We start from the raw sequence: 19,205 nt of genomic DNA on the forward strand, positions 1-19,205 counted from the left end.
AAACGCTCGGCTGGGAAACCCCACCCGAGCGCCTCGCTAAGCTCCTGGCAACAGCCAGTTGATCACCGTGTTGCGACGACCCCTTGAATTCGCCAGCCGGTTCGGGGCCCTCAGACGTATGACGGGGACGCGGTTACGCGACGGACGGCGGGTACAGCTCCGGAGGGAGCTGGGAGGCCGCCGCGGCGTCCAGGAGCCACAGCGTGCGCGAGCGGCCGTAGGCGCCGGCCGCGGGGGCCTGCACCTCGCCCGCGCCCGACAGGGCGATGGCCGCGGCCCTCGCCTTGTCCTCGCCCGCCGCGAGCAGCCACACCTCACGGGCCGCCCGGATCGCCGGGAGGGTGAGGGTGACGCGGGTCGGCGGCGGCTTCGGCGCGCCGTGCACGCCGACCACCGGGCGCACCGTCTCGCGCACTGCGGGGAGCTCGGGGAAGAGCGACGCGACGTGCGTGTCAGGGCCGACGCCGAGCATCAGGACGTCGAAGGTCGGCACGGGGCCGTGGTCCTCCGGGCCCGCGGCCGCGCTGAGTTCGGCGGCGTAGATCTCCGCCGCCGCGTCCACCTCGTACGCGCCGTCCGACGCGGGCATCGGGTGCACCCGGGCCGGGTTGAGCGGCACCGAGTCGAGCAGGGCCTCGCGGGCCTGCGTGTAGTTGCGCTCGGGGTCGCCGTCCGGCAGGAAGCGCTCGTCACCCCACCACAGGTCGAGGCGCGACCAGTCGATCGCGTCCCGGGCGGGGGACGAGCCGAGCGCCGCGAGCACGCCGTTGCCGTTGCGGCCACCGGTGAGGACCACCGACGCGCTGCCGCGGGCGGCCTGCGCGTCGACGATCTTCGTGATGAGGCGGGCCGCCGCGGCCTGCGCCATCAGCTCCTTGTCGCGGTGGACGACGAGCTGCGGGACCGCGCTCACTTGGCCGCCGCCTTCTTCGCGGCGGTCTTCTTGGCCGGGGCCTTCTTCGGCTCGGGAGCCGCCGCGGAGTCACCGGAGTCCCGGGGGGCCTCCTCGGCCGTCTCGGTGACCCGCTCGGCGGGCGTCTGCGCCAGCCGGTCCACGCCGTACTTCAGCGCGGAGGCGTAGGTGTCGTCCGGGTCGAGGCGCCGCAGCTCCTCGGCGATCAGCTCGGCCGTCTCGCGGCGCTTGAGCGCCACCGCGCGGTTGGGCTGGCCCTCGATGTGGAGCGTGGCGAGCGAGCCGTCGGCCCGGTCGAGCACGATGGGACCGCAGTCGGTCTCCATCCGCACACCCGTCAGGCCGGGGCCCGGCGAGAGCGCGCGCTTGACGGGGACGCCGAGCCGGTCCGCGAGCCACATGGCGAGCAGCTCGCAGCTCGGGTTGAACTCCTCGCCGTCCACCTGCACCGACTGCACCTTGCAGGCGATCTGGTCCAGGGCCGCGGCCAGCATGGAGCGCCACGGGGTGATGCGGGTCCAGGACAGGTCCGTGTCGCCGGGGTGGTAGGCGGCGGCGCGGGCGGTCAGCTCCTCGATGGGGTGCTCGGCCGCGTACGTGTCCGTGACGCGCCGCTGGGCCAGGGCGCCGAGCGGGTCGTTGGCGGGGTCCAGCGGGGCGTTCACCGGCCACCAGACGACCACGGGGGCGTCGGGCAGCAGGAGCGGGAGCACCACCGACTGGGCGTGGTCGATGACTTCGCCGTACAGCCGCAGGACCACCGTCTCGCCGGTGCCCGCCTCGACGCCGACCCGTACCTCGGCGTCCAGGCGCGAGGTGGTGCGGTCACGGGGCGAGCGGGCGGCCCGCTTGATGACCACGAGGGTGCGCGAGGGGTGCTCGCGGGAGGCGTCGTTGGCGGCCTTCAGGGAGTCGTAGGCGTTCTCCTCGTCGGTGACGATGACGAGGGTGAGGACCATGCCGACGGCCGGGGTGCCGATCGCCCTGCGGCCCTGCACGAGCGCCTTGTTGATCTTGCTGGACGTGGTGTCCGTAAGGTCGATCTTCATGGCCGACGCCAGCTCCGTCCGTCTCGTGCGAGCATTTCGTCCGCCTCGGCCGGACCCCAGGTGCCGGCCGGGTACTGCGCGGGCTTGCCGTGCTTGTCCCAGTACTCCTCGATCGGGTCGAGGATGTTCCAGGACAGCTCGACCTCCTCCGTGCGCGGGAAGAGGTTGGCGTCGCCGAGCAGGACGTCGAGGATCAGGCGCTCGTACGCCTCCGGGCTGGACTCGGTGAAGGACTCGCCGTACGCGAAGTCCATCGACACGTCCCGGATCTCCATGGAGGTGCCGGGCACCTTCGAGCCGAACCGGACCGTGATGCCCTCGTCCGGCTGGACGCGGATGACGATCGCGTTCTGCCCGAGCTCCTCGGTGGCGGTGTGGTCGAAGGGGGAGTGGGGCGCGCGCTGGAAGACCACCGCGATCTCCGTGACCCGGCGGCCGAGCCGCTTGCCGGTGCGCAGGTAGAAGGGGACGCCCGCCCAGCGGCGGTTGTCCACCTCCAGCTTGACGGCCGCGTAGGTGTCGGTCTTCGACTTGGGGTCGATGCCGTCTTCCTGGAGGTAGCCGACGGCCTTCTCGCCGCCCTGCCACCCCGCGGCGTACTGCCCGCGGACCGTGTCCCTGCCGAGGTCCTTGGGGAGCCGGACGGCGCCGAGGACCTTCGCCTTCTCGGCGACGAGCGCGTCCGCGTCGAAGGAGGCGGGCTCCTCCATCGCGGTCAGCGCCATCAGCTGGAGCAGGTGGTTCTGGATGACGTCGCGCGCGGCGCCGATGCCGTCGTAGTAGCCGGCGCGGCCGCCGATGCCGATGTCCTCGGCCATGGTGATCTGCACGTGGTCGACGTACGACCGGTTCCAGATCGGCTCGAACATCTGGTTGGCGAAGCGGAGCGCCAGGATGTTCTGGACGGTCTCCTTGCCGAGGTAGTGGTCGATCCGGAACACCTGGTCCGGGTCGAACACCTCGTGCACGATCGCGTTCAGCTCCTGGGCCGACGCGAGGTCGTGGCCGAACGGCTTCTCGATGACCGCGCGGCGCCAGCAGCCCTTCGGGGCGTCCGCGAGCTCGTGCTTCTTCAGCTGCTGGACGACCTGCGGGAAGAACTTCGGCGGCACCGAGAGGTAGAACGCGAAGTTGCCGCCGGTGCCCTGCGCCTTGTCGAGCTCCTGGATCGTGGCCTTGAGCTGCTCGAACGCATCGTCGTCGTCGAAGTTGCCCTGGACGAAGCGCATGCCCTGGATGAGCTGCTGCCAGACCTCCTCGCGAAACGGCGTGCGCGAGTGCTCCTTGACCGCGTCGTGGACGACCTGGGCGAAGTCCTCGTCCTCCCAGTCGCGGCGGGCGAAACCAATGAGGGAAAAGCCCGGCGGCAGGAGACCTCGGTTGGCGAGGTCGTACACGGCGGGCATCAGCTTTTTACGGGACAAATCGCCCGTGACACCAAAAATGACCAGGCCCGACGGCCCCGCGATACGCGGGAGCCGTCGGTCTGCGGCGTCACGCAGCGGATTGCTGCTTGACAAAGTGGTCAGCCCTTCGCGGGAGCGAGGCGCTTGAGCTCGGCCTCGGTCGACTTGAGCAGGTCGGTCCAGGACGCCTCGAACTTGTCGACGCCCTCGTCCTCGAGCAGCTGCACGACCTCGTCGTACGAGATGCCGAGCTTCTCGATGGCGGCGATCTCGGCGCGGGCCTCGTCGTAGGTGCCCGAGATGGTGTTGCCGGTGATCGAACCGTGGTCGCCGGTGGCTTCCAGGGTCGCCTCCGGCATCGTGTTCACCGTGTTGGGCGCGACGAGCTCGTCGACGTACAGGGTGTCCTTGTACGCGGGGTCCTTGACGCCGGTCGAGGCCCACAGCGGACGCTGCTTGTTGGCCTGCGCCTTGTCGAGGGCGGCCCAGCGGTCGGAGGAGAAGACCTCCTCGTACGCCTCGTAGGCGAGCCGGGCGTTGGCGAGCGCGGCCTTGCCCTTGAGGGCCTTGGCCTCGTCCGTGCCGATGCCGTCCAGGCGCTTGTCGATCTCGGTGTCCACGCGGGACACGAAGAAGGACGCCACCGAGTGGATCTTCGAGAGGTCCAGGCCGCGCTCCTTGGCCTTCTCCAGGCCCGCCAGGTACGCGTCCATGACCATGCGGTAGCGCTCGAGCGAGAAGATCAGCGTGACATTCACGCTGATGCCGAGGCCGATGACCTCGGTGATCGCCGGGATGCCCGCCTTCGTGGCCGGGATCTTGATGAGCGCGTTCGGCCGGTCCACCAGCCACGCGAGCTGCTTGGCCTCGGCCGTCGTGGCCTTGGTGTTGTGCGCCAGGCGCGGGTCGACCTCGATGGACACGCGGCCGTCCTGGCCGCCCGTCGCGTCGAAGACCGGGCGCAGGATGTCGGCGGCGTCACGGACGTCCGCCGTAGTGATCATCCGGATGGCCTCTTCGACCGTGACCTCACGGGCCGCCAGGTCGGAGAGCTGCTGGTCGTAACCGTCGCCCTGCGAGATGGCCTTCTGGAAGATCGACGGGTTGGTCGTGACGCCCACGACGTGCTGCTGGTCGATCAGTTCGGCGAGGTTGCCGGACGTGATCCGCTTGCGCGACAGGTCGTCCAGCCAGATCGCGACGCCTTCTTCGGAGAGGCGCTTGAGTGCGTCTGTCATGGAATTACATCTCCTACTTGGTCGTATATGGGCGTCAGCGCTGGGTGGCGGCGAGAGATTCCCGCGCCGCCCCGGCCACCGCGTCGGCGGTGAACCCGAACTCGCGGAACAGCACCTTGGCGTCCGCCGAAGCACCGAAGTGCTCCAGCGAGACGATGCGGCCGGCGTCACCCACGAAACGGTGCCAGGTCAGGCCGATGCCCGCCTCGACCGCCACGCGCGCCTTCACCGACGGCGGCAGCACCGAGTCCCGGTACCCCTGGTCCTGCTCCTCGAACCACTCGACCGACGGCATCGAGACGACGCGCGTCGGGACCCCCTCGGCCTGCAGCTGCTCGCGCGCCTCGACGGCGAGCTGCACCTCGGAGCCGGTGCCGATCAGCACGACCTCGGGCGAGCCGCCCTCGGCCTCGAACAGGACGTAGCCGCCCTTCGCCGCGTCCTCGTTGCGCTCGTACGTCGGTACGCCCTGGCGGGTCAGCGCGAGGCCGTGCGGGGCGCCCACGCCGAACTCCTTGGTGTAGCGCCTGAGGATCTCGCGCCACGCGACGACGGTCTCGTTGGCGTCGGCCGGGCGCACCACGTTCAGGCCCGGGATGGCGCGCAGCGAGGCCAGGTGCTCGACCGGCTGGTGGGTCGGGCCGTCCTCGCCGAGGCCGATGGAGTCGTGCGTCCACACGTACGTCACCGGCAGGTGCATCAGCGCGGACAGGCGGACGGCGTTGCGCATGTAGTCGGAGAACACCAGGAAGGTGCCGCCGAAGATGCGGGTGTTGCCGTGCAGCGCGATGCCGTTCATCTCCGCGGCCATGGAGTGCTCGCGGATGCCGAAGTGGACCGTACGGCCGTACGGGTCGGCCTCCGGCAGCGGGTTGCCGACGGGCAGGAACGACGACGTCTTGTCGATCGTCGTGTTGTTCGAGCCCGCGAGGTCGGCGGAGCCGCCCCACAGCTCGGGGATGACCGTGCCGATCGCCTGCAGGACCTTGCCGGACGCGGCGCGGGTGGCGACGGCCTTGCCGGTCTCGAACTCCGGGAGCTTCTCCTCCCAGCCCGCGGGCAGCTCGCCCTTGGCGATGCGGTCGAACTCGGCGGCGCGCTCGCTGTTGGCGGTGCGCCAGGCGGCGAAGCCCTTCTCCCACTCGGCCTTGGCCTCGCGGCCCCGGTCGAGGGCCTTGCGGGTGTGCGCGAGGACCTCGTCGGAGACCTCGAAGGTCTGCTCCGGGTCGAAGCCGAGGACGCGCTTGGTGGCGGCCACTTCCTCGTCGCCGAGCGCCGAGCCGTGGGCGGCCTCGGTGTTCTGGGCATTCGGGGCGGGCCAGGCGATGATCGAGCGCATCGCGATGAAGGAGGGGCGCCCGGTCTCGGCCTTGGCGGCCTGGATCGCGGCGTACAGGGCGGCCGGGTCGAGGTCGCCGTCCTCCTTGGGCGCCACGCGCTGGACGTGCCAGCCGTACGCCTCGTACCGCTTCATCGTGTCCTCGGAGACCGCGGTCTCCGTGTCGCCCTCGATCGAGATGTGGTTGTCGTCCCACAGCAGGATCAGGTTGCCGAGCTTCTGGTGCCCGGCCAGCGACGAGGCCTCGCCGGAGATGCCCTCCTGGAGGCAGCCGTCACCGGCGATGGCGTAGATGTAGTGGTCAAACGGGGACGAGCCGGGGGCCGCCTGCGGGTCGAACAGACCGCGCTCGTAACGGGCGGCCATCGCCATGCCCACGGCGTTGGCGACGCCCTGCCCCAGCGGACCCGTCGTCGTCTCCACGCCCGTCGTGTGCCCGTACTCCGGGTGGCCCGGGGTCTTCGAGCCCCAGGTGCGGAACGCCTTGAGGTCGTCGAGCTCCAGGCCGAAACCGGCCAGGTAGAGCTGGGTGTAGAGGGTCAGGGACGAGTGGCCCGCAGAGAGGACGAACCGGTCGCGGCCGGTCCAGTCGGCGTCCGCCGGGTCGTGGCGCATCACCTTCTGGAAGAGGGTGTACGCGGCGGGCGCGAGGCTCATGGCCGTACCGGGATGGCCGTTGCCGACCTTCTGTACGGAATCCATGGCCAGGACGCGAGCGGTATCAACGGCCCGCTGGTCCAGTTCGGTCCACTCGAGGTCTGTGGTGGTCGGCTTGGTGCTCACCCTGAGTCAGGGCTCCTCTCCACATGTCGAATGCCGGCGGTAGATCCCACCGGCCGTTGTCGAGCCTACCGCTGCGAGAACGCTCATTTTTTCGAGTCATTCCAGACTGCAGTGACATGCGAGGATCCGCCTCCCGAAAGGAAAGCGGAGGCATTAGGCAAGTGAATATGGGGTCGCTCATATGTCCGCTCAAAAGGCCACCGGTATCGCCCATTTGTCCGCTCGATGAACGCGCAGTTCCGCGTCCGTGGCGGCCCGGGCCGTCACGGACGCCGTCCGGCCGGTCGCCCAACACGACCCCACCCCCGCGAAGAGCGAGGTATGGGCAACGTCTACAGTGGCGTGGTACGCGCGGGCCTTTACCGGATCTTCATGTCAGAAGGTGCTGGTCGGCTCGCTGGGATGTCTCTGTCAGGGGTGTGCGTGACGGCCGTTGAATCCCGTCCAGCGGGGGTTTCCGGGACGGACCTTAGCCCGAGCCATCGGCCGTTCGGGGCTCGTGTCAAGGCTTTCGTGGCGCTGACCAAGCCGCGGATCATCGAGCTGCTGCTCATCACCACCGTTCCGGTGATGTTCCTCGCCGAACAGGGGGTGCCCGACCTGTGGCTGGTCTTCGTGACCTGCCTGGGCGGCTATCTCTCCGCGGGCGGCGCCAACGCCCTCAACATGTACATCGACCGCGACATCGACGCCCTCATGGACCGCACGTCGCAGCGGCCGCTGGTGACCGGCATGGTCAGCCCGCGCGAGTGCCTCGCCTTCGGCGTCTGTCTCGCGGTCGTCTCCACCCTGCTGTTCGGCTTCGCCGTCAACTGGCTCTCCGCCTGGCTCTCGCTCGGCGCCCTGCTCTTCTACGTGGTCGTCTACACGATGATCCTGAAGCGCCGCACCTCGCAGAACATCGTGTGGGGCGGCATCGCGGGCTGCCTGCCGGTCCTCATCGGCTGGTCCTCGGTCACCAACTCCATGTCGTGGGCGCCGGTCATCCTCTTCCTCGTGATGTTCTTCTGGACCCCGCCGCACTACTGGCCGCTCTCCATGAAGGTCAAGGACGACTACGCGCGCGTGGGCGTGCCGATGCTGCCCGTCGTCGCCTCCAACAAGGTCGTCGCCCGCCAGATCGTGCTCTACAGCTGGGTCATGGTCGCCGTCTCGCTGCTGCTCCAGCCGCTCGGCTACACCGGCTGGTTCTACACGGCGGTCGCGCTGGTCACCGGCGGCTGGTGGCTGTGGGAGGCGCACGGGCTGCAGAACCGCGCCAAGGCCGAGGTCACGGGCGGCAAGCTCAAGGAGATGCGGCTCTTCCACTGGTCCATCACGTACGTCTCGCTGCTCTTCGTGGCCGTGGCGGTGGACCCCTTCCTCCGCTGAGCGTTCACTTCGCCGACGGGCGGGGCACGTGGTGTTGAACGCCACGGGCCCCGCCCGTCGCCAGTTGGTCTACCCGTCGGTAGCATCCTGCTCATGGCAGAGACGCAGCAGGTTGAGGACAGCAAGCAGGCCGCTCGTGCCGAGCGGAAGGCGGCCAGGCTCGCCAAGGAGATCGGCACCTTCGCGCGGGCGCACGGCGGGGCCGAGGCGCAGGTCGCCTACCTCGGGCAGAAGGGCGCCCGGATCGTCCTGGTCGGTGAGGACGGCGGCTGGGGCGACCTGGTGGCCCCCACCCACGCCGTCGCGCAGAGCGCCGTCGAGAAGGCCGGTGTCACCGTCCACGAGGAGTTCGACGGGGAGTTCGCGGCAAAGGTGAAGACCGGTCCGTACGAATGGACGCGGATGGCCGGCATCCAGCTCGGCGGTCCCAGCAACGGCTGAACGCCACGCCGTCCGTTCCCCGTGGACCGGCCGAAAGCAACACCTGACACCCGGGTCACCCGTTAGGACCGTAGGAGCAAGGTCCACTCATCGGGAGTCCGGATGATCGAAACGCCGTCCCTGGTGGACCAGTACTGCCATGGCGTCCTCCGCAGCGAGCTGGGCCTCGGCACCTTCGAGGCCCACCTCGGCCGGGGCGAGGGCCCGCCCGCCCCCGGCACCACCTTCTTCGACACGCAGACCGGCTTCGCGGTGCGCCGCTGGTGTCCGCCGCTGCTCGGCCTCGAACCGCACTGCCCGCCCGCCCGCTACCTCGCACGCCGCCGCGAACTCGGCGTACTGGAATCGGGGCGGCGCCTGCTGCGGGGCAGCGGCATCACCACGTACCTCGTCGACACGGGGCTGCCGGGCGACCTGACCGGGCCCGCCGAGATGGCCTGCACCGGTGACGCCGACGCCCGCGAGATCGTCCGCCTGGAACTGCTCGCCGAACAGGTCGCGGACACCTCGGGCACCGCCGACGCGTTTCTGGCCAATCTCGCCGAGTCCGTGCACGCCGCCGCCGTCGGCGCCGTCGCCTTCACCTCGGTGGCCGGGGTGCGCCACCCCCTCGCCCTGGCCGCGGAGCCGCCGGGCCCGGGGGAGGTACGGGGCGCCGTGGTGCGCTGGCTGGCCGGACGGCAGGTGGGCGGGGCGCTGACCGACCCCGTACTGCTGCGGCACCTGCTGTGGATCGCGGTGGCCTCCGGGCGGCCGCTGCAACTGCACGCGGGCGCCGGGGACCCGCAGACGTACCTCGGGGACTTCGCGCGGGCCACCGCGGGGCTCGGCACCGACCTGGTGCTGCTGCACGGCTACCCCTACCACCGCAGCGCCGCACACCTGGCGGCCGTCTTCCCGCACGTGTACGCCGACCTCGGCCCCGCGCTGGTGCGCACCGGGGCCCGCGCCGCCGCCGTGCTCGCCGAGATCCTGGAACTCGCGCCCTTCGGCAAGGTGCTGTTCTCCAGCGGCGCCCTGGGGCTGCCCGAACTGCACGTCGTCGGCGCGCACCTGTTCCGGGAGGCGCTCGGGCGGGTGCTCGGCACCTGGGTCGCGGAGGGCGCCTGGTCGCTCACCGACGCGCAGCGCGTGGCGGGACTGATCGCCGCGGGCAACGCCCGCCGGGTCTACGGGCTCCTCGACGGGCGGTGAGAGCGGCGGGTCTCAGAGCCTGTGTCATATCCCCGGTCGGGGATATGACACAGGCTCTCAGACGGCCGAGAGGCGGGAGTCGTCCGCCTGGGCGGGTACGTCCGCCGTGGTGAGCGGCCGCTCGCGCAGCGAGAGCAGCACCCGCAGCACGGCGATCCACACCAGGCACGAGCCGAACATGTGCACGCCGACCAGGAGCTCGGGCAGGTCCGTGAAGTACTGGACGTAGCCGATCGCGCCCTGCGCGAGCAGGACCAGGAAGAGCTGGCGGGTGCGGGCCAGCGGGCCGGACGGCGCGTCGACCGCCCTGAGGACGAACCAGAGGGCGAACGCCAGCGTCACCACGATCCAGGCGAGGACCGCGTGCAGCTTGCTGACCGCCTCCCAGTCGAAGCCCATCCGCGGCACGTCGCTGGAGTCACCGGCGTGCGGCCCGGAGCCCGACACGACCGTGCCCATCGCGATCAGCAGCGCGGCGGCGCCGACCAGGAACCAGACGAGCTGCACCACGGCCTTGCCGACCAGCGGACGCGGCTCGCCGTCGCCCTCGCGGGTGCGCTGCCACATGGTGATGGCGACCGCGATCAGGGCGGAGGAGAGCAGGAAGTGCGCCGCGACCGTCCACGGATTGAGGCCGACGAGGACCACGAAGCCGCCGAGCACGGCGTTGCCCATCACCAGCCAGAACTGGATCCAGCCGAGCCGGGTGAGGCTGCGCCGCATCGGCTTCTGCGAGCGGGCCGCGATGATCGCCCAGCCGACGGCCGCGCAGAGCACGTACGTCAGCATGCGGTTGCCGAACTCGATGACGCCGTGGAAGCCCATCTCGCTCGTCGCGGTCAGGGACTCCTCCGTGCACTTGGGCCAGGTCGGGCAGCCGAGCCCCGAACCGGTCAGCCGCACGGCGCCGCCCGTCACCACGATGACGACCGTCATGACGAGGGAGATCATGGCCGCCTGCTGGACGGTCCGCTGGGTCGGCGTCCAGCGCTCGGCGATGAAGGCGAGCGGGTTCCGCACGGCGGAGGCGATATCGGCTCGGGTCACGTTTGGCACGCGCACCATCGTAGGGGGCCGCTTGTGCATGTCTTCACGAGGGGGACGAGTTGTCCCAGAGTGACCGGTGGATGCGGTCGGCCCGGGCCCGCAGCTCCGCCTCCCGCGCCGGGTCCGGGGCGCAGTCGGCGAGGAACTCGTAGACCGCCACGAGCGAGGGATGGTCCTCTCCCAGGCTGGCGACGAAGATCCGCTCCGCCGTGCGCAGCTCCTGCTCGGCCCGGTGCCGGTCGTTCGATGCCCGCAGTACCGGGCCGAGACGGGAGAGGGTCTTCGCGCGGTAGTGGTGGTCGGGGCCGTACGCGGTGACGTAGATCTCCTCGGCCTCGCGGAGCGTGTCGACGGCCTTGTGCAGATGGCCCTGCGCCCACTGCAGCGAGCCCAGTTTGTTGAGGCAGGCGGCGTACGTGTGCGCCTCGGTCCTGCGGCGCTCGCCGAGCAGGGCGAGGACGGGGCCGAGGAGGTCGTGCGCCGTCGTGAGATGGGCCTGGGCCTGGGCGTGCAGGCGGCGCTTGCGCAGCGGATTGCGGGTGCGCCGGGACTCGGCCCGGCACCGCTGGGCCTTGCGGCGCAGCACGTCCGCGAGGAACTTGGCGACCTGCGCGGTCTCGAAGTCCTCCGCGCCGCGCTTGTTGCGGAAGACGGTGTGCGCCGCCGACAGCTCGCGCTCCGCGGTGTCCAGGTCGCCGCGGTCCTGGGCCACGATCCCGATGTCGCGGTCGAGCATCGCGTGGAACAGCACGTGTTCCTCAAGACCGGTGGAGCCGCCGCTGCTGACCAGGTCGCGGGCGCGCCCGTAGCAGTCGAGCGCGTCGGTGAGCCGGCCCGCGTTGCGGTGGATCATGCCGGCCTCCTGCTCGGTGACCGCCCAGTCGAGCACCTCCCATCCTGAGCCCTGGTGCTCGTAGATCCGCAGGGCGGATTCGAGGTAGCCGCTGGCCTCGCGGAAGCGGTTGCGCTCGCGCAGGATCCCGCCGAACTGGCGGCAGCACTGCGCCCGCACCTGCTGGAAGGCGTCGTCGTCCTTGTGGGCGTCGCACAGGGCGAGCGCCCTTCCGCAGGCCGCTTCCGCGGTGTCCAGGTGGGCGAGGAGGTAGTGCTGGCGGGCGAGGGCGAGATGGGACGCCGCCAGGCTGTGGTCGGACCCCGTCCCCAGCCTGCGCAGCTCCGCCTCCCGGCTGAAGAAGGCCAGCGCGCTCTCCCAGTCGCAGCGGTGGTTCTGGTAGCAGCCCGCCCGGTGCAGCAGCCGCATCAGCGCCTCCGGGTCCTGCGCCGCGCCCAGCTCGCCGTCGCCGTCCCTCTCGCTGTCGGCGGCCCAGGCGGGCTCGGCGGTGACCGCGTCGACGTGCGGCATGAGGCGTTCGCAGTCGACCCGCGAGTCGAGCTGCTCGGGGGTCTGCGGGAAGGCGGTCTCTATCAGCCGGACGGCGGCCTGCGACCACTCCAGGCGTTCGTGGCCCGTCAGCCGGGAGCGGATGAAGATCTGCACCCGGGAGTGGATCCCGTACGTCACGTCCTTCGTCCGGCCGCCGCCGTGGCGGGTCATCAGCGAGTGGTCGACCAGCTTGAGGACCAGCCGGGTGAAGGCGAGCTGGTCCTCCATGACCAGCCGCAGCCGGTCGGGCAGGACCGCGCGGGCCCGGAAGAGCATGGTGCGCGGCACGTCCTCGGAGGCGAGGAAGGAGCACAGCCGCAGCAGGTCCTCGGCGGCGGGGTGCTGGGCGCCGACCCGCTCGATCGCCAGCTGGAAGGTCCTCGCGTCGCTGTCGGCGCTCCGCTCTGACAGCCGCTCCAGGTAGCCCTCGAAGTCCTCGCCCTCGACGCTGATCTCCGCCTGTTCGATGTACGCCCCGGCCTGCTCCAGGGCGAGGGGCTGCCAGCCGAGCTGTTCGCCGAGCCGGGCGAGCCGCTCGTCGGCGGCCGAGCCGGTGCGCAGCCGCAGGAAGGCCATGCCGTCGGCCTCGTCGTAGACGCTGAGCTCGACGGGGTCGGGGCAGAGGCCGGTCCAGCCCTCGCGCAGCTGGGTGGTGATCAGTACTTCGCCGACGCCTTCGGGCGGCAGCAGGGGCTGCAGCCGCTGCTGGCGGTCGACGGGCCCGTCGGCGTGCGGCTCGGCGCCGTCGAGCTGGACGTTGTCGTAGATCAGGAGCCAGTCGGGGTGGTCGCGCAGCCAGCTCCACAGCCGGGTCAGGACGACGGTCTTCGACTCGTGGTCGGCGATGCCGAGCAGGGTGGCGAGATCGAGGAGGTCGCACAGCAGCCGGTCGGGGCTGGTGGCGTTGAGCCAGCGGGTGAGGGTGTGGTGGGCCAGCTTGTCGTGTGCGTACGCGGTGGCCAGCTGGGACTTGCCGACGCCGCCAGTGCCGTGGATGACGCAGACGCGCCGGTCCTTCGGGGTGCGGGCGGGGCGCAGCGTCCGCTCGATCCGGGCCATTTCCCTCGCGCGGCCGACGAAGTACCGTGACCGGAAAGGGAGGTTGTTGGGCGGGAAGGCGGTCGAAGGGGCCTCCCCGGCGGAGCGCGCGTGCGGCGGGGTGGCCGCGCCGACGAGAGTCACCATGCACAGCACGATGCAGCCGACGAGGATCCACATCAGCGGTCCGCTCGTCTTGTCCTTCAGGAGCGTCACCAGGGCGATCGCCACGCCGGAGAGCGCGGTGGCGCCGGCGGTGAGCCGCTTCACCGTGTTGGTGGCCCGCCTGCGTACCGTGCCGAACTGCTTGCGTGCGCCGGTGACCAATCCCGAAATCAATACGGACATCAGTTCCCCCTGACCGTCTGGCCGTGCCGTGCGCAGCACACTCTTATTCTCGGGGGAAAAGTGGCCGGACCGGAATACGGCCGCAGCGGATTCCGGGACTAATATCTGCGCTTCGCGGAATCGACGGTACGGAGGCGGTATGGATCTCGGCACGAAGGATCAACCCCCGGGGTCCGGGATGCATATCGCGTTGGTCCACTGGTCCTTTCCGCCCTGCGTCGGTGGGGTCGAATCCCATTTGTGGGACTATTCGCGACTGCTGGCGCGGCAGGGAAACCGTGTCACCGTGCTCACCGGGACGCTCAAGGCCAAGGCGTCCGGCCGGCCGGACGTGGAGGTGCTCACCCACCCGGCCCTCGACCTCGCCCGGGTGGAGCGCGGTCCCGACGACCGGCACCAGCTCACCCGGTGGTTCGCCGACGTCCTCGGCGAGCGGGGCATCAGGGTGGTCCACTGCCACAACCTGCACCACTTCAGCGCGGACCCGGCCAGGGCCCTGGAGGCGCTGCGCGAGCCGCTGCGGCTGGTGCTCTGCCACACGTACCACAGCATCTGGGGCGAGCCGGGGAGCCGGGGTTCCACGCTCGACGCGGCCCAGTGGGACGGGCACTACGCCGTCTCCGCCTTCCTGCGGACCGCCTGCGCCGACGTGCTCGGCGTGCGGGCCGAGCGCACCTACCTGGGCATCGACACCGAGGCGTACGCGAAGATCCCCCCGCTCGACGTCGCGCCGCGGCCCGGCACGGTGCTGCTGCCCGCGCGGCTGATCCCGGACAAGGGCGCGATGCTCGCCGTCGCCGCGCTCGACCTGATCGTCAAACGCCGCATGTGCGCATTCACCCCTCGGCTCGTCCTCACGGACACCCGGCAGACGGTCGATTTCCACGGCGAGAAGATCGGTTTCAGGGAAAACCTCGAAAAGGAAATCGAAGAGCGCCACTTGGAGCCGTACGTGGATTTCGTCGAGGCAGGCGTCGAACAAATGCCTGATCTTTACGCGGAGTCCACCGTCGTCGTCTACCCCTCCGTCTTCAATGAGCCGATGGGGCTCGCCCCGTTGGAGGCGATGTCCGCGGCGCGGCCCGTCGTCGTGACCCGGATGGGCGGCCTCGACGAGGGCGTCGACGACGACGGGGTGATCGGCTACCTCGTGCCCGGCCGGGACACGGAGCAGCTCGCCGGACTGCTCGCCGTGCGCCTCGCCGAACTGCTCGACCGCCGGGAGACCGGACGTCTGATGGGGCTGCGCGGACGGGCCCACGTCAGGGAGCACTTCGATCTGCGCACGATGTACCTGGGGCAGATGCAGAGCGAGTACCGCAGGCTGCTCGCCCGGGCGGACGGGGCGTCAGCGGGCCAGGTCGGGGCCTGCGCGCGCACCGGTGTCTGAAGCAGTGCCTGGACCGGCACCTGGACCGGCACCTGAACCGACACCTGAACCGGTGCCCGAGCCGTTGTCCGCGCCGGTGTCGCTCAGCCACCCCTCCGGCAGCCCCGCCACCGTCGCCCGGCCGTCCCGGTCGACCCGTACGGAGAGCTCCGCACCGGCGAGGCGCAGTCCCGTCACGGAGAGCGGGCCGAGCAGTTCCGGGTGGAGCGGGCGCACCCCGAGCCGCCGACGGTGCGCGTCGGGGCGCAGGCCGAGCAGGGCCGCGAGCACCGCCACACCCGACGCCGCGGACCAGCCCTGCGGACGGCAGGCTGCCGGGTAGGCGAGCGGGGCGGGGGAGTTCTCGGTCCGTGCGTCACCGGCGTACAGCTCCGGCATCCGGTACGAGAAGTGGACCGCCGCGTCGAGCAGGCCGTCGGTGAGCACCGCGGCCTCGGCGTGGTGGCCCGACGCGCACAGGCCCTGCACGGCGATCGCCGTGTCGTGGGTCCACACCGAACCGCCGTGGTAGCTCAGCGGGTTGAAGCCCGGCACGGCGGCGGACCGGCTGCGCAGCCCCCAGCCAGAGTTCAGCCCCGGCGCGGCGAGCCAGGCGGCGACGTCGGCGCAGCCGTCCCGGTCGAGGATGCCGGTGGCGAGCAGCTGGCCCATGTTGGAGGCCGCGCCGCTGACCGGATCGAGGCCGAGTCCGACGGCGATGGCGACGTAGCGGGGGGCCGGGCCCTCCTTGCTGTCGATCCAGAAGGCGTCGGCGAAGCGGCGGCGGAGCGCCGCGGCCCACCCGCGCAGCGTCCTGGCCCGCCGCTCCGCCCCGCGGGAGTGCAGCAGGTCGGCGAGCCCGGCCGCGGCCTCGTAGGCGTATCCCTGCACCTCGCAGATGGCCAGCGGCGGTTCGACGCGCCGGCCCGCCGCGTCGCGCACCGCGTCGACGGAGTCCTTCCAGGACTGGTGGAGCAGGCCGCCGGGGCGCGGGTAGTAGCGCAGCAGCCCGTCCTTGTCCTTGCCGCAGGTGGTGACGATCCAGTCCATCGCCCGCTCCGCGTACGGCAGGAGGCCGTCGACGTCGGCGGCGGGCAGGCCCCAGCGCCAGGCGTCGACGAGGAGCGAGACGAAGAGCGGGGTCGCGTCGACGGAGCCGTAGTAGTGGGCGGGGAGCAGGAGGCCGTGGCCGTGCTGCGACTCCGCGGGCCGCAGCTCGTGCAGGATCCGCCCCGGCGCCTCCTCGCGGAACTCGTCGTGGACCGTTCCCTGCCGGCGGGCGAGGGTCCACAGGGTGCCGCGGGCCAGTTCGGTGCCGAGCGGCAGCAGCATGCGGGCCGACCAGATGGAGTCCCTGCCGAAGAGCGTCAGGTACCAGGGGCAGCCCGCAGCGATGAACTGGTCGTCGCGGGGCGCCGACCTGCGTCCCGAGCCGTCCGCGAGCCGCAGCGCCCGCAGATCGGCGAGGCCCTGGCGGACCAGGGCGACGAGCCGCCGGTCGCCCCGGACCACCGGCTCCGACCAGGGCACGTACGGGGAAGCGGCGACCGGGTGGTCCGGCGGGGCGGGCACCGCGCGGCCCGTGACGGCGAGCCGGACCAGCCAGGAGCCGCCCGGCGGCAGCTCGACCCGGCGCCAGGTGAAGGTGCCGCGCGTCGGGCCTGCCGACGTCTCGGGCTCGGCCGGGCCCGTCACGGCGACCCGCGCGCGGCCGTTGGGGGCGCGCCAGGCGAGGGCCGGGTCCCCGCCGTCCACCGACGGGGGCACGGCGCGCCCGGGGAGTCCGCGCTTCACGTCGGCGATGTCGGCCAGGTCGGTGGCGGCGGCCAGCTCCACCCGCAGCCGGCGGACGGCGGGGCCGACGTTGCGCAGCAGGACCGTCTCGCCCTCGCCCGCGGTGCGCACCCGCTCGACGATCAGTGTCGGGTCGGCCGTGCCGTCGCCCGGGCAGCGGTGCACGGAGGTGAAGCGGACCTGGTGGGGGCCGAGCGGCTGGACGCCGACGGGCTCGGGCTCACGGCCGTCGACCAGCAGGCGCAGGGTGTGCAGGAGCCTGCGGTCGTGGTCGTAGAAGCCGTCGGCCCGGGCGCCGCGGAGCTGGCCGTCGCGGGACGACGCGGTGAAGGCGGGCGCCGCGACGCAGATCACCACGTCGTGCAGCAGGGGCTGCAGGGCGCGGACCCGGCGCGGTCCGGGTAATTCCGGGGTGTCGGCCACGGAACGGGAGTGCCCGCTCCGTGCACACGTCATTCGCGGCGGGGGAGCCCCGCCCCGCGCGCGTCACTCCCAGCGGAAGAATCTCGCCGCCGCGCCGAGGCCGAGCACCGCCCACACCGCGAGGATCCCGAGGTCGCCCCACGGCATGCCCGCACCGTGCTGGAGGACGTCGCGCAGTCCGTCCGAGAGCGCCGAGACGGGCAGCAGGTCGAGCACCGTGCGGGCCGCGTCGGGGAACTTGTCGAGGGGGACGATGACGCCGCCGCCCAGGAGCAGGAGCAGGAAGACGAGGTTCGCCGCGCCGAGCGTCGCCTCGGCCTTGAGGGTGCCCGCCATCAGCAGGCCGAGGCCGGAGAAGGCCGCCGTGCCGAGCACCAGGAGCAGGAGCACGGAGAGGGGGTTGCCGTGCGGCGACCAGCCGAGGGCGAACGCGATGACGGTGAGCAGCACGATCTGCAGGACCTCGGTGACCAGCACCGAGAGGGTCTTCGCCGTCATCAGGCCCCAGCGCGGGAGCGGCGAGGCGCCGAGTCGCTTGAGCACGCCGTAGCGCCGTTCGAAGCCCGTCGCGATGGCCTGGCCGGTGAAGGCCGTCGACATGACGGCGAGCGCGAGGACGCCGGGCGCGAGGAAGTCGACCGCGTCCCCGTCGCCCGTGTCGACGATGTCGACGGCGCTGAAGAGGACGAGCAGCAGGGTCGGGATCACGATGGTGAGGAGCAGCTGCTCGCCGTTGCGCAGCAGCATCTTCGTCTCGAGCGCCGCCTGCGCGGCGATCATGCGGGGGAGCGGGGCGGCGCCCGGCTCCGGCGTGTACGTACCGGCGGCGCTCATCCGCGTGGCTCCCTGCCCGTGAGTTCGAGGCTGTGCCTTGCCTGGGGACAATCCCCGGGCCCCCGGCCGAAGGACGAGTGGGCTTGCGTCATGAGCGCAACTCCTTGCCGGTGAGCTCCAGGAAGACGTCTTCGAGAGTGTGGCGTTCGACCGAGATGCGGTCCGGCATCACGCCGTGCTGCGCGCACCACGTGGTGACCGTGGCGAGCAGCTGCGGGTCGACCGTGCCGCTCACGCGGTAGGAGCCGGGGGTCAGTTCCGCCGCGGCCGAGTCCGGGGGGAGCGCCTTGAGCAGCGAGGCGACGTCCAGTCCTGGGCGGCCGGTGAAGCGGAGGGTGTTCTCGGCGCCGCCGCGGCACAGCGTGTCGGGGCTGCCCTGGGCGATGACCCGGCCCGCGTCGATGATCGCGACGTCGTCGGAGAGTTCCTCGGCCTCGTCCATGTGGTGCGTGGTGAGGATGACGCCGACGCCGTCGCGGCGCAGATCGCGTACGAGGTCCCAGGTGGCCCGGCGCGCCTGCGGGTCGAGGCCCGCCGTCGGCTCGTCGAGGAAGACCAGCTCGGGCCTGCCGACCACGGCCATCGCGAGCGCGAGGCGCTGCTGCTGGCCGCCGGAGAGCCTGCGGTAGGTGGTGCGGCCGCAGCTCTCCAGGCCGAGGCGCTCGATCAGCGCGTCGACGTCGAGGGGGCGCGCGTGCAGCTTGGCCACGTGGCGGAGCATCTCATCGGCGCGGGCGCCGGAGTAGACGCCGCCGGACTGGAGCATCACGCCGATGCGGGGCCGCAGCGTCTCGGCCTCGCGCACCGGGTCGAGGCCGAGGACGCGGACGGTGCCGGAGTCCGGCTTCCGGTAGCCCTCGCAGGTCTCGATCGTGGTGGTCTTGCCCGCGCCGTTGGGGCCGAGGACGGCGGTGACGCCTGCCCCGGCCGTCAGGTCGAGACCGTCCACCGCGGTCTTGTCTCCGTACCGCTTGACCAGATTCCGGATCTGGACGACGGGCTCGTTTCGCATGGTGAGCCAGTCTAGGGACGGCGGCGGGGGCCGGGTCGGGCGGGGCGGCGGAGTTCGGCCGCGTACTGGCACAAAGGGCCGGTCGGAGGGGGTGCCGGCATGGTGGAGGAGCCTGCGGGCCATGCTGCGTGGGCGGTGCGCTTTGATCGATCAGTGATCGTTTCCGCAGGTCAGCTTAGGTATGCCTAAGTGATGCAGCGCACCGGTGGGCGCTCTGGACAC

The 19,205-nt window shown here is 71.6% G+C and carries 14 protein-coding genes; 4 read left to right on the plus strand and 10 right to left on the minus strand.

Translation table 11 applies throughout. From position 1 onward, the window contains the following. Positions 1–133: 133 nt before the first annotated feature. Genes pgl through tkt form a run of 5 tightly spaced genes read right to left on the minus strand, consistent with a single transcriptional unit; the run spans position 134 to position 6,728 of the window. Positions 134–913, minus strand: a complete 780-nt coding sequence (pgl, locus tag ACFVYR_RS34535) for a 6-phosphogluconolactonase (RefSeq protein ID WP_384260954.1) — start codon at positions 911–913, stop codon at positions 134–136. Further along, positions 910–1,962: a glucose-6-phosphate dehydrogenase assembly protein OpcA gene (opcA, locus tag ACFVYR_RS34540; protein ID WP_384260956.1), complete on the minus strand. Its 1,053-nt coding sequence runs from the start codon at positions 1,960–1,962 to the stop codon at positions 910–912. The genes pgl and opcA overlap by 4 nt, the downstream gene beginning before the upstream one ends. Continuing rightward, positions 1,959–3,482, minus strand: a complete 1,524-nt coding sequence (zwf, locus tag ACFVYR_RS34545) for a glucose-6-phosphate dehydrogenase (RefSeq protein WP_384260958.1) — start codon at positions 3,480–3,482, stop codon at positions 1,959–1,961. Before zwf ends, opcA begins: the two co-directional genes overlap by 4 nt. A 5-nt stretch (positions 3,483–3,487) precedes the next feature. Further along, entirely contained in the window at positions 3,488–4,606 is a 1,119-nt protein-coding gene (gene tal, locus ACFVYR_RS34550; RefSeq protein WP_384260961.1) for a transaldolase, read from the minus strand. 34 nt (positions 4,607–4,640) lie between these two features. Continuing rightward, positions 4,641–6,728: a transketolase gene (tkt, locus tag ACFVYR_RS34555; protein WP_384260963.1), complete on the minus strand. Its 2,088-nt coding sequence runs from the start codon at positions 6,726–6,728 to the stop codon at positions 4,641–4,643. Between the two features lie 417 nt (positions 6,729–7,145). Here tkt and ACFVYR_RS34560 point away from each other — a divergent pair, with 417 nt between their 5' ends. The 3 genes from ACFVYR_RS34560 (at position 7,146) to ACFVYR_RS34570 (ending at position 9,734) form a co-directional block, all read left to right on the plus strand. Beyond that, positions 7,146–8,099 (plus strand): heme o synthase, encoded by a 954-nt coding sequence (locus tag ACFVYR_RS34560; RefSeq protein ID WP_384261071.1) that lies wholly within the window; start codon positions 7,146–7,148, stop codon positions 8,097–8,099. A gap of 93 nt (positions 8,100–8,192) precedes the next feature. Further along, positions 8,193–8,540 (plus strand): hypothetical protein, encoded by a 348-nt coding sequence (locus ACFVYR_RS34565; protein WP_384260965.1) that lies wholly within the window; start codon positions 8,193–8,195, stop codon positions 8,538–8,540. 102 nt (positions 8,541–8,642) lie between these two features. Next, positions 8,643–9,734: an amidohydrolase family protein gene (locus tag ACFVYR_RS34570; RefSeq protein WP_384260968.1), complete on the plus strand. Its 1,092-nt coding sequence runs from the start codon at positions 8,643–8,645 to the stop codon at positions 9,732–9,734. Between the two features lie 57 nt (positions 9,735–9,791). Here the strand turns inward: ACFVYR_RS34570 and ACFVYR_RS34575 are convergent, their stop codons facing one another. Both ACFVYR_RS34575 and ACFVYR_RS34580 read right to left on the minus strand, forming a co-directional pair. After that, positions 9,792–10,820, minus strand: a complete 1,029-nt coding sequence (locus ACFVYR_RS34575) for a heme A synthase (RefSeq protein WP_384260970.1) — start codon at positions 10,818–10,820, stop codon at positions 9,792–9,794. 4 nt (positions 10,821–10,824) lie between these two features. Then, on the minus strand, positions 10,825–13,551 hold the full coding sequence (locus ACFVYR_RS34580; protein WP_384260972.1) for a tetratricopeptide repeat protein: 2,727 nt from the start codon (positions 13,549–13,551) through the stop codon (positions 10,825–10,827). A 178-nt stretch (positions 13,552–13,729) separates the two neighbouring features. On the opposite strand from ACFVYR_RS34580, the gene ACFVYR_RS34585 reads away from it, so the two are divergent. Continuing rightward, complete coding sequence (locus tag ACFVYR_RS34585) at positions 13,730–14,941, plus strand: glycosyltransferase family 4 protein (protein ID WP_384260975.1); 1,212 nt, start codon at positions 13,730–13,732, stop codon at positions 14,939–14,941. Here ACFVYR_RS34585 and ACFVYR_RS34590 read toward each other — a convergent pair. The 3 genes from ACFVYR_RS34590 to ACFVYR_RS34600 form a co-directional block, all read right to left on the minus strand. Continuing rightward, the gene (locus ACFVYR_RS34590; RefSeq protein ID WP_384260977.1) at positions 14,900–17,137 is read right to left on the minus strand and encodes a glycogen debranching N-terminal domain-containing protein; all 2,238 of its coding nucleotides are present in this window, start codon (positions 17,135–17,137) and stop codon (positions 14,900–14,902) included. The two genes, ACFVYR_RS34585 and ACFVYR_RS34590, sit on opposite strands and share 42 nt — an antisense overlap. 63 nt (positions 17,138–17,200) lie before the next feature. Further along, positions 17,201–17,971: an ABC transporter permease gene (locus tag ACFVYR_RS34595; protein WP_384260980.1), complete on the minus strand. Its 771-nt coding sequence runs from the start codon at positions 17,969–17,971 to the stop codon at positions 17,201–17,203. Positions 17,972–18,059: 88 nt separating this feature from the next. Continuing rightward, a complete protein-coding gene (locus tag ACFVYR_RS34600) occupies positions 18,060–18,983 on the minus strand; it encodes an ABC transporter ATP-binding protein (RefSeq protein ID WP_384260982.1) in 924 nt (307 codons plus the stop codon). Positions 18,984–19,205 lie beyond the last annotated feature (222 nt).

It is taken from the genome of Streptomyces sp. NPDC058284 (assembly GCF_042881135.1).
GTDB lineage: Bacteria > Actinomycetota > Actinomycetes > Streptomycetales > Streptomycetaceae > Streptomyces.

Bases quoted from the DNA above. Each gene is read 5' to 3' on its own strand.
- tal (WP_384260961.1), bottom strand. From the start codon at position 4,606: ATGACAGACGCACTCAAGCGCCTCTCCGAAGAAGGCGTCGCGATCTGG.
- ACFVYR_RS34575 (WP_384260970.1), bottom strand. From the start codon at position 10,820: ATGCACAAGCGGCCCCCTACGATGGTGCGCGTGCCAAACGTGACCCGA.
- ACFVYR_RS34600 (WP_384260982.1), bottom strand. From the start codon at position 18,983: ATGCGAAACGAGCCCGTCGTCCAGATCCGGAATCTGGTCAAGCGGTAC.
- ACFVYR_RS34595 (WP_384260980.1), bottom strand. From the start codon at position 17,971: ATGAGCGCCGCCGGTACGTACACGCCGGAGCCGGGCGCCGCCCCGCTC.
- ACFVYR_RS34585 (WP_384260975.1), top strand. From the start codon at position 13,730: ATGCATATCGCGTTGGTCCACTGGTCCTTTCCGCCCTGCGTCGGTGGG.
- ACFVYR_RS34580 (WP_384260972.1), bottom strand. From the start codon at position 13,551: ATGTCCGTATTGATTTCGGGATTGGTCACCGGCGCACGCAAGCAGTTC.
- ACFVYR_RS34565 (WP_384260965.1), top strand. From the start codon at position 8,193: ATGGCAGAGACGCAGCAGGTTGAGGACAGCAAGCAGGCCGCTCGTGCC.
- opcA (WP_384260956.1), bottom strand. From the start codon at position 1,962: ATGAAGATCGACCTTACGGACACCACGTCCAGCAAGATCAACAAGGCG.
- ACFVYR_RS34570 (WP_384260968.1), top strand. From the start codon at position 8,643: ATGATCGAAACGCCGTCCCTGGTGGACCAGTACTGCCATGGCGTCCTC.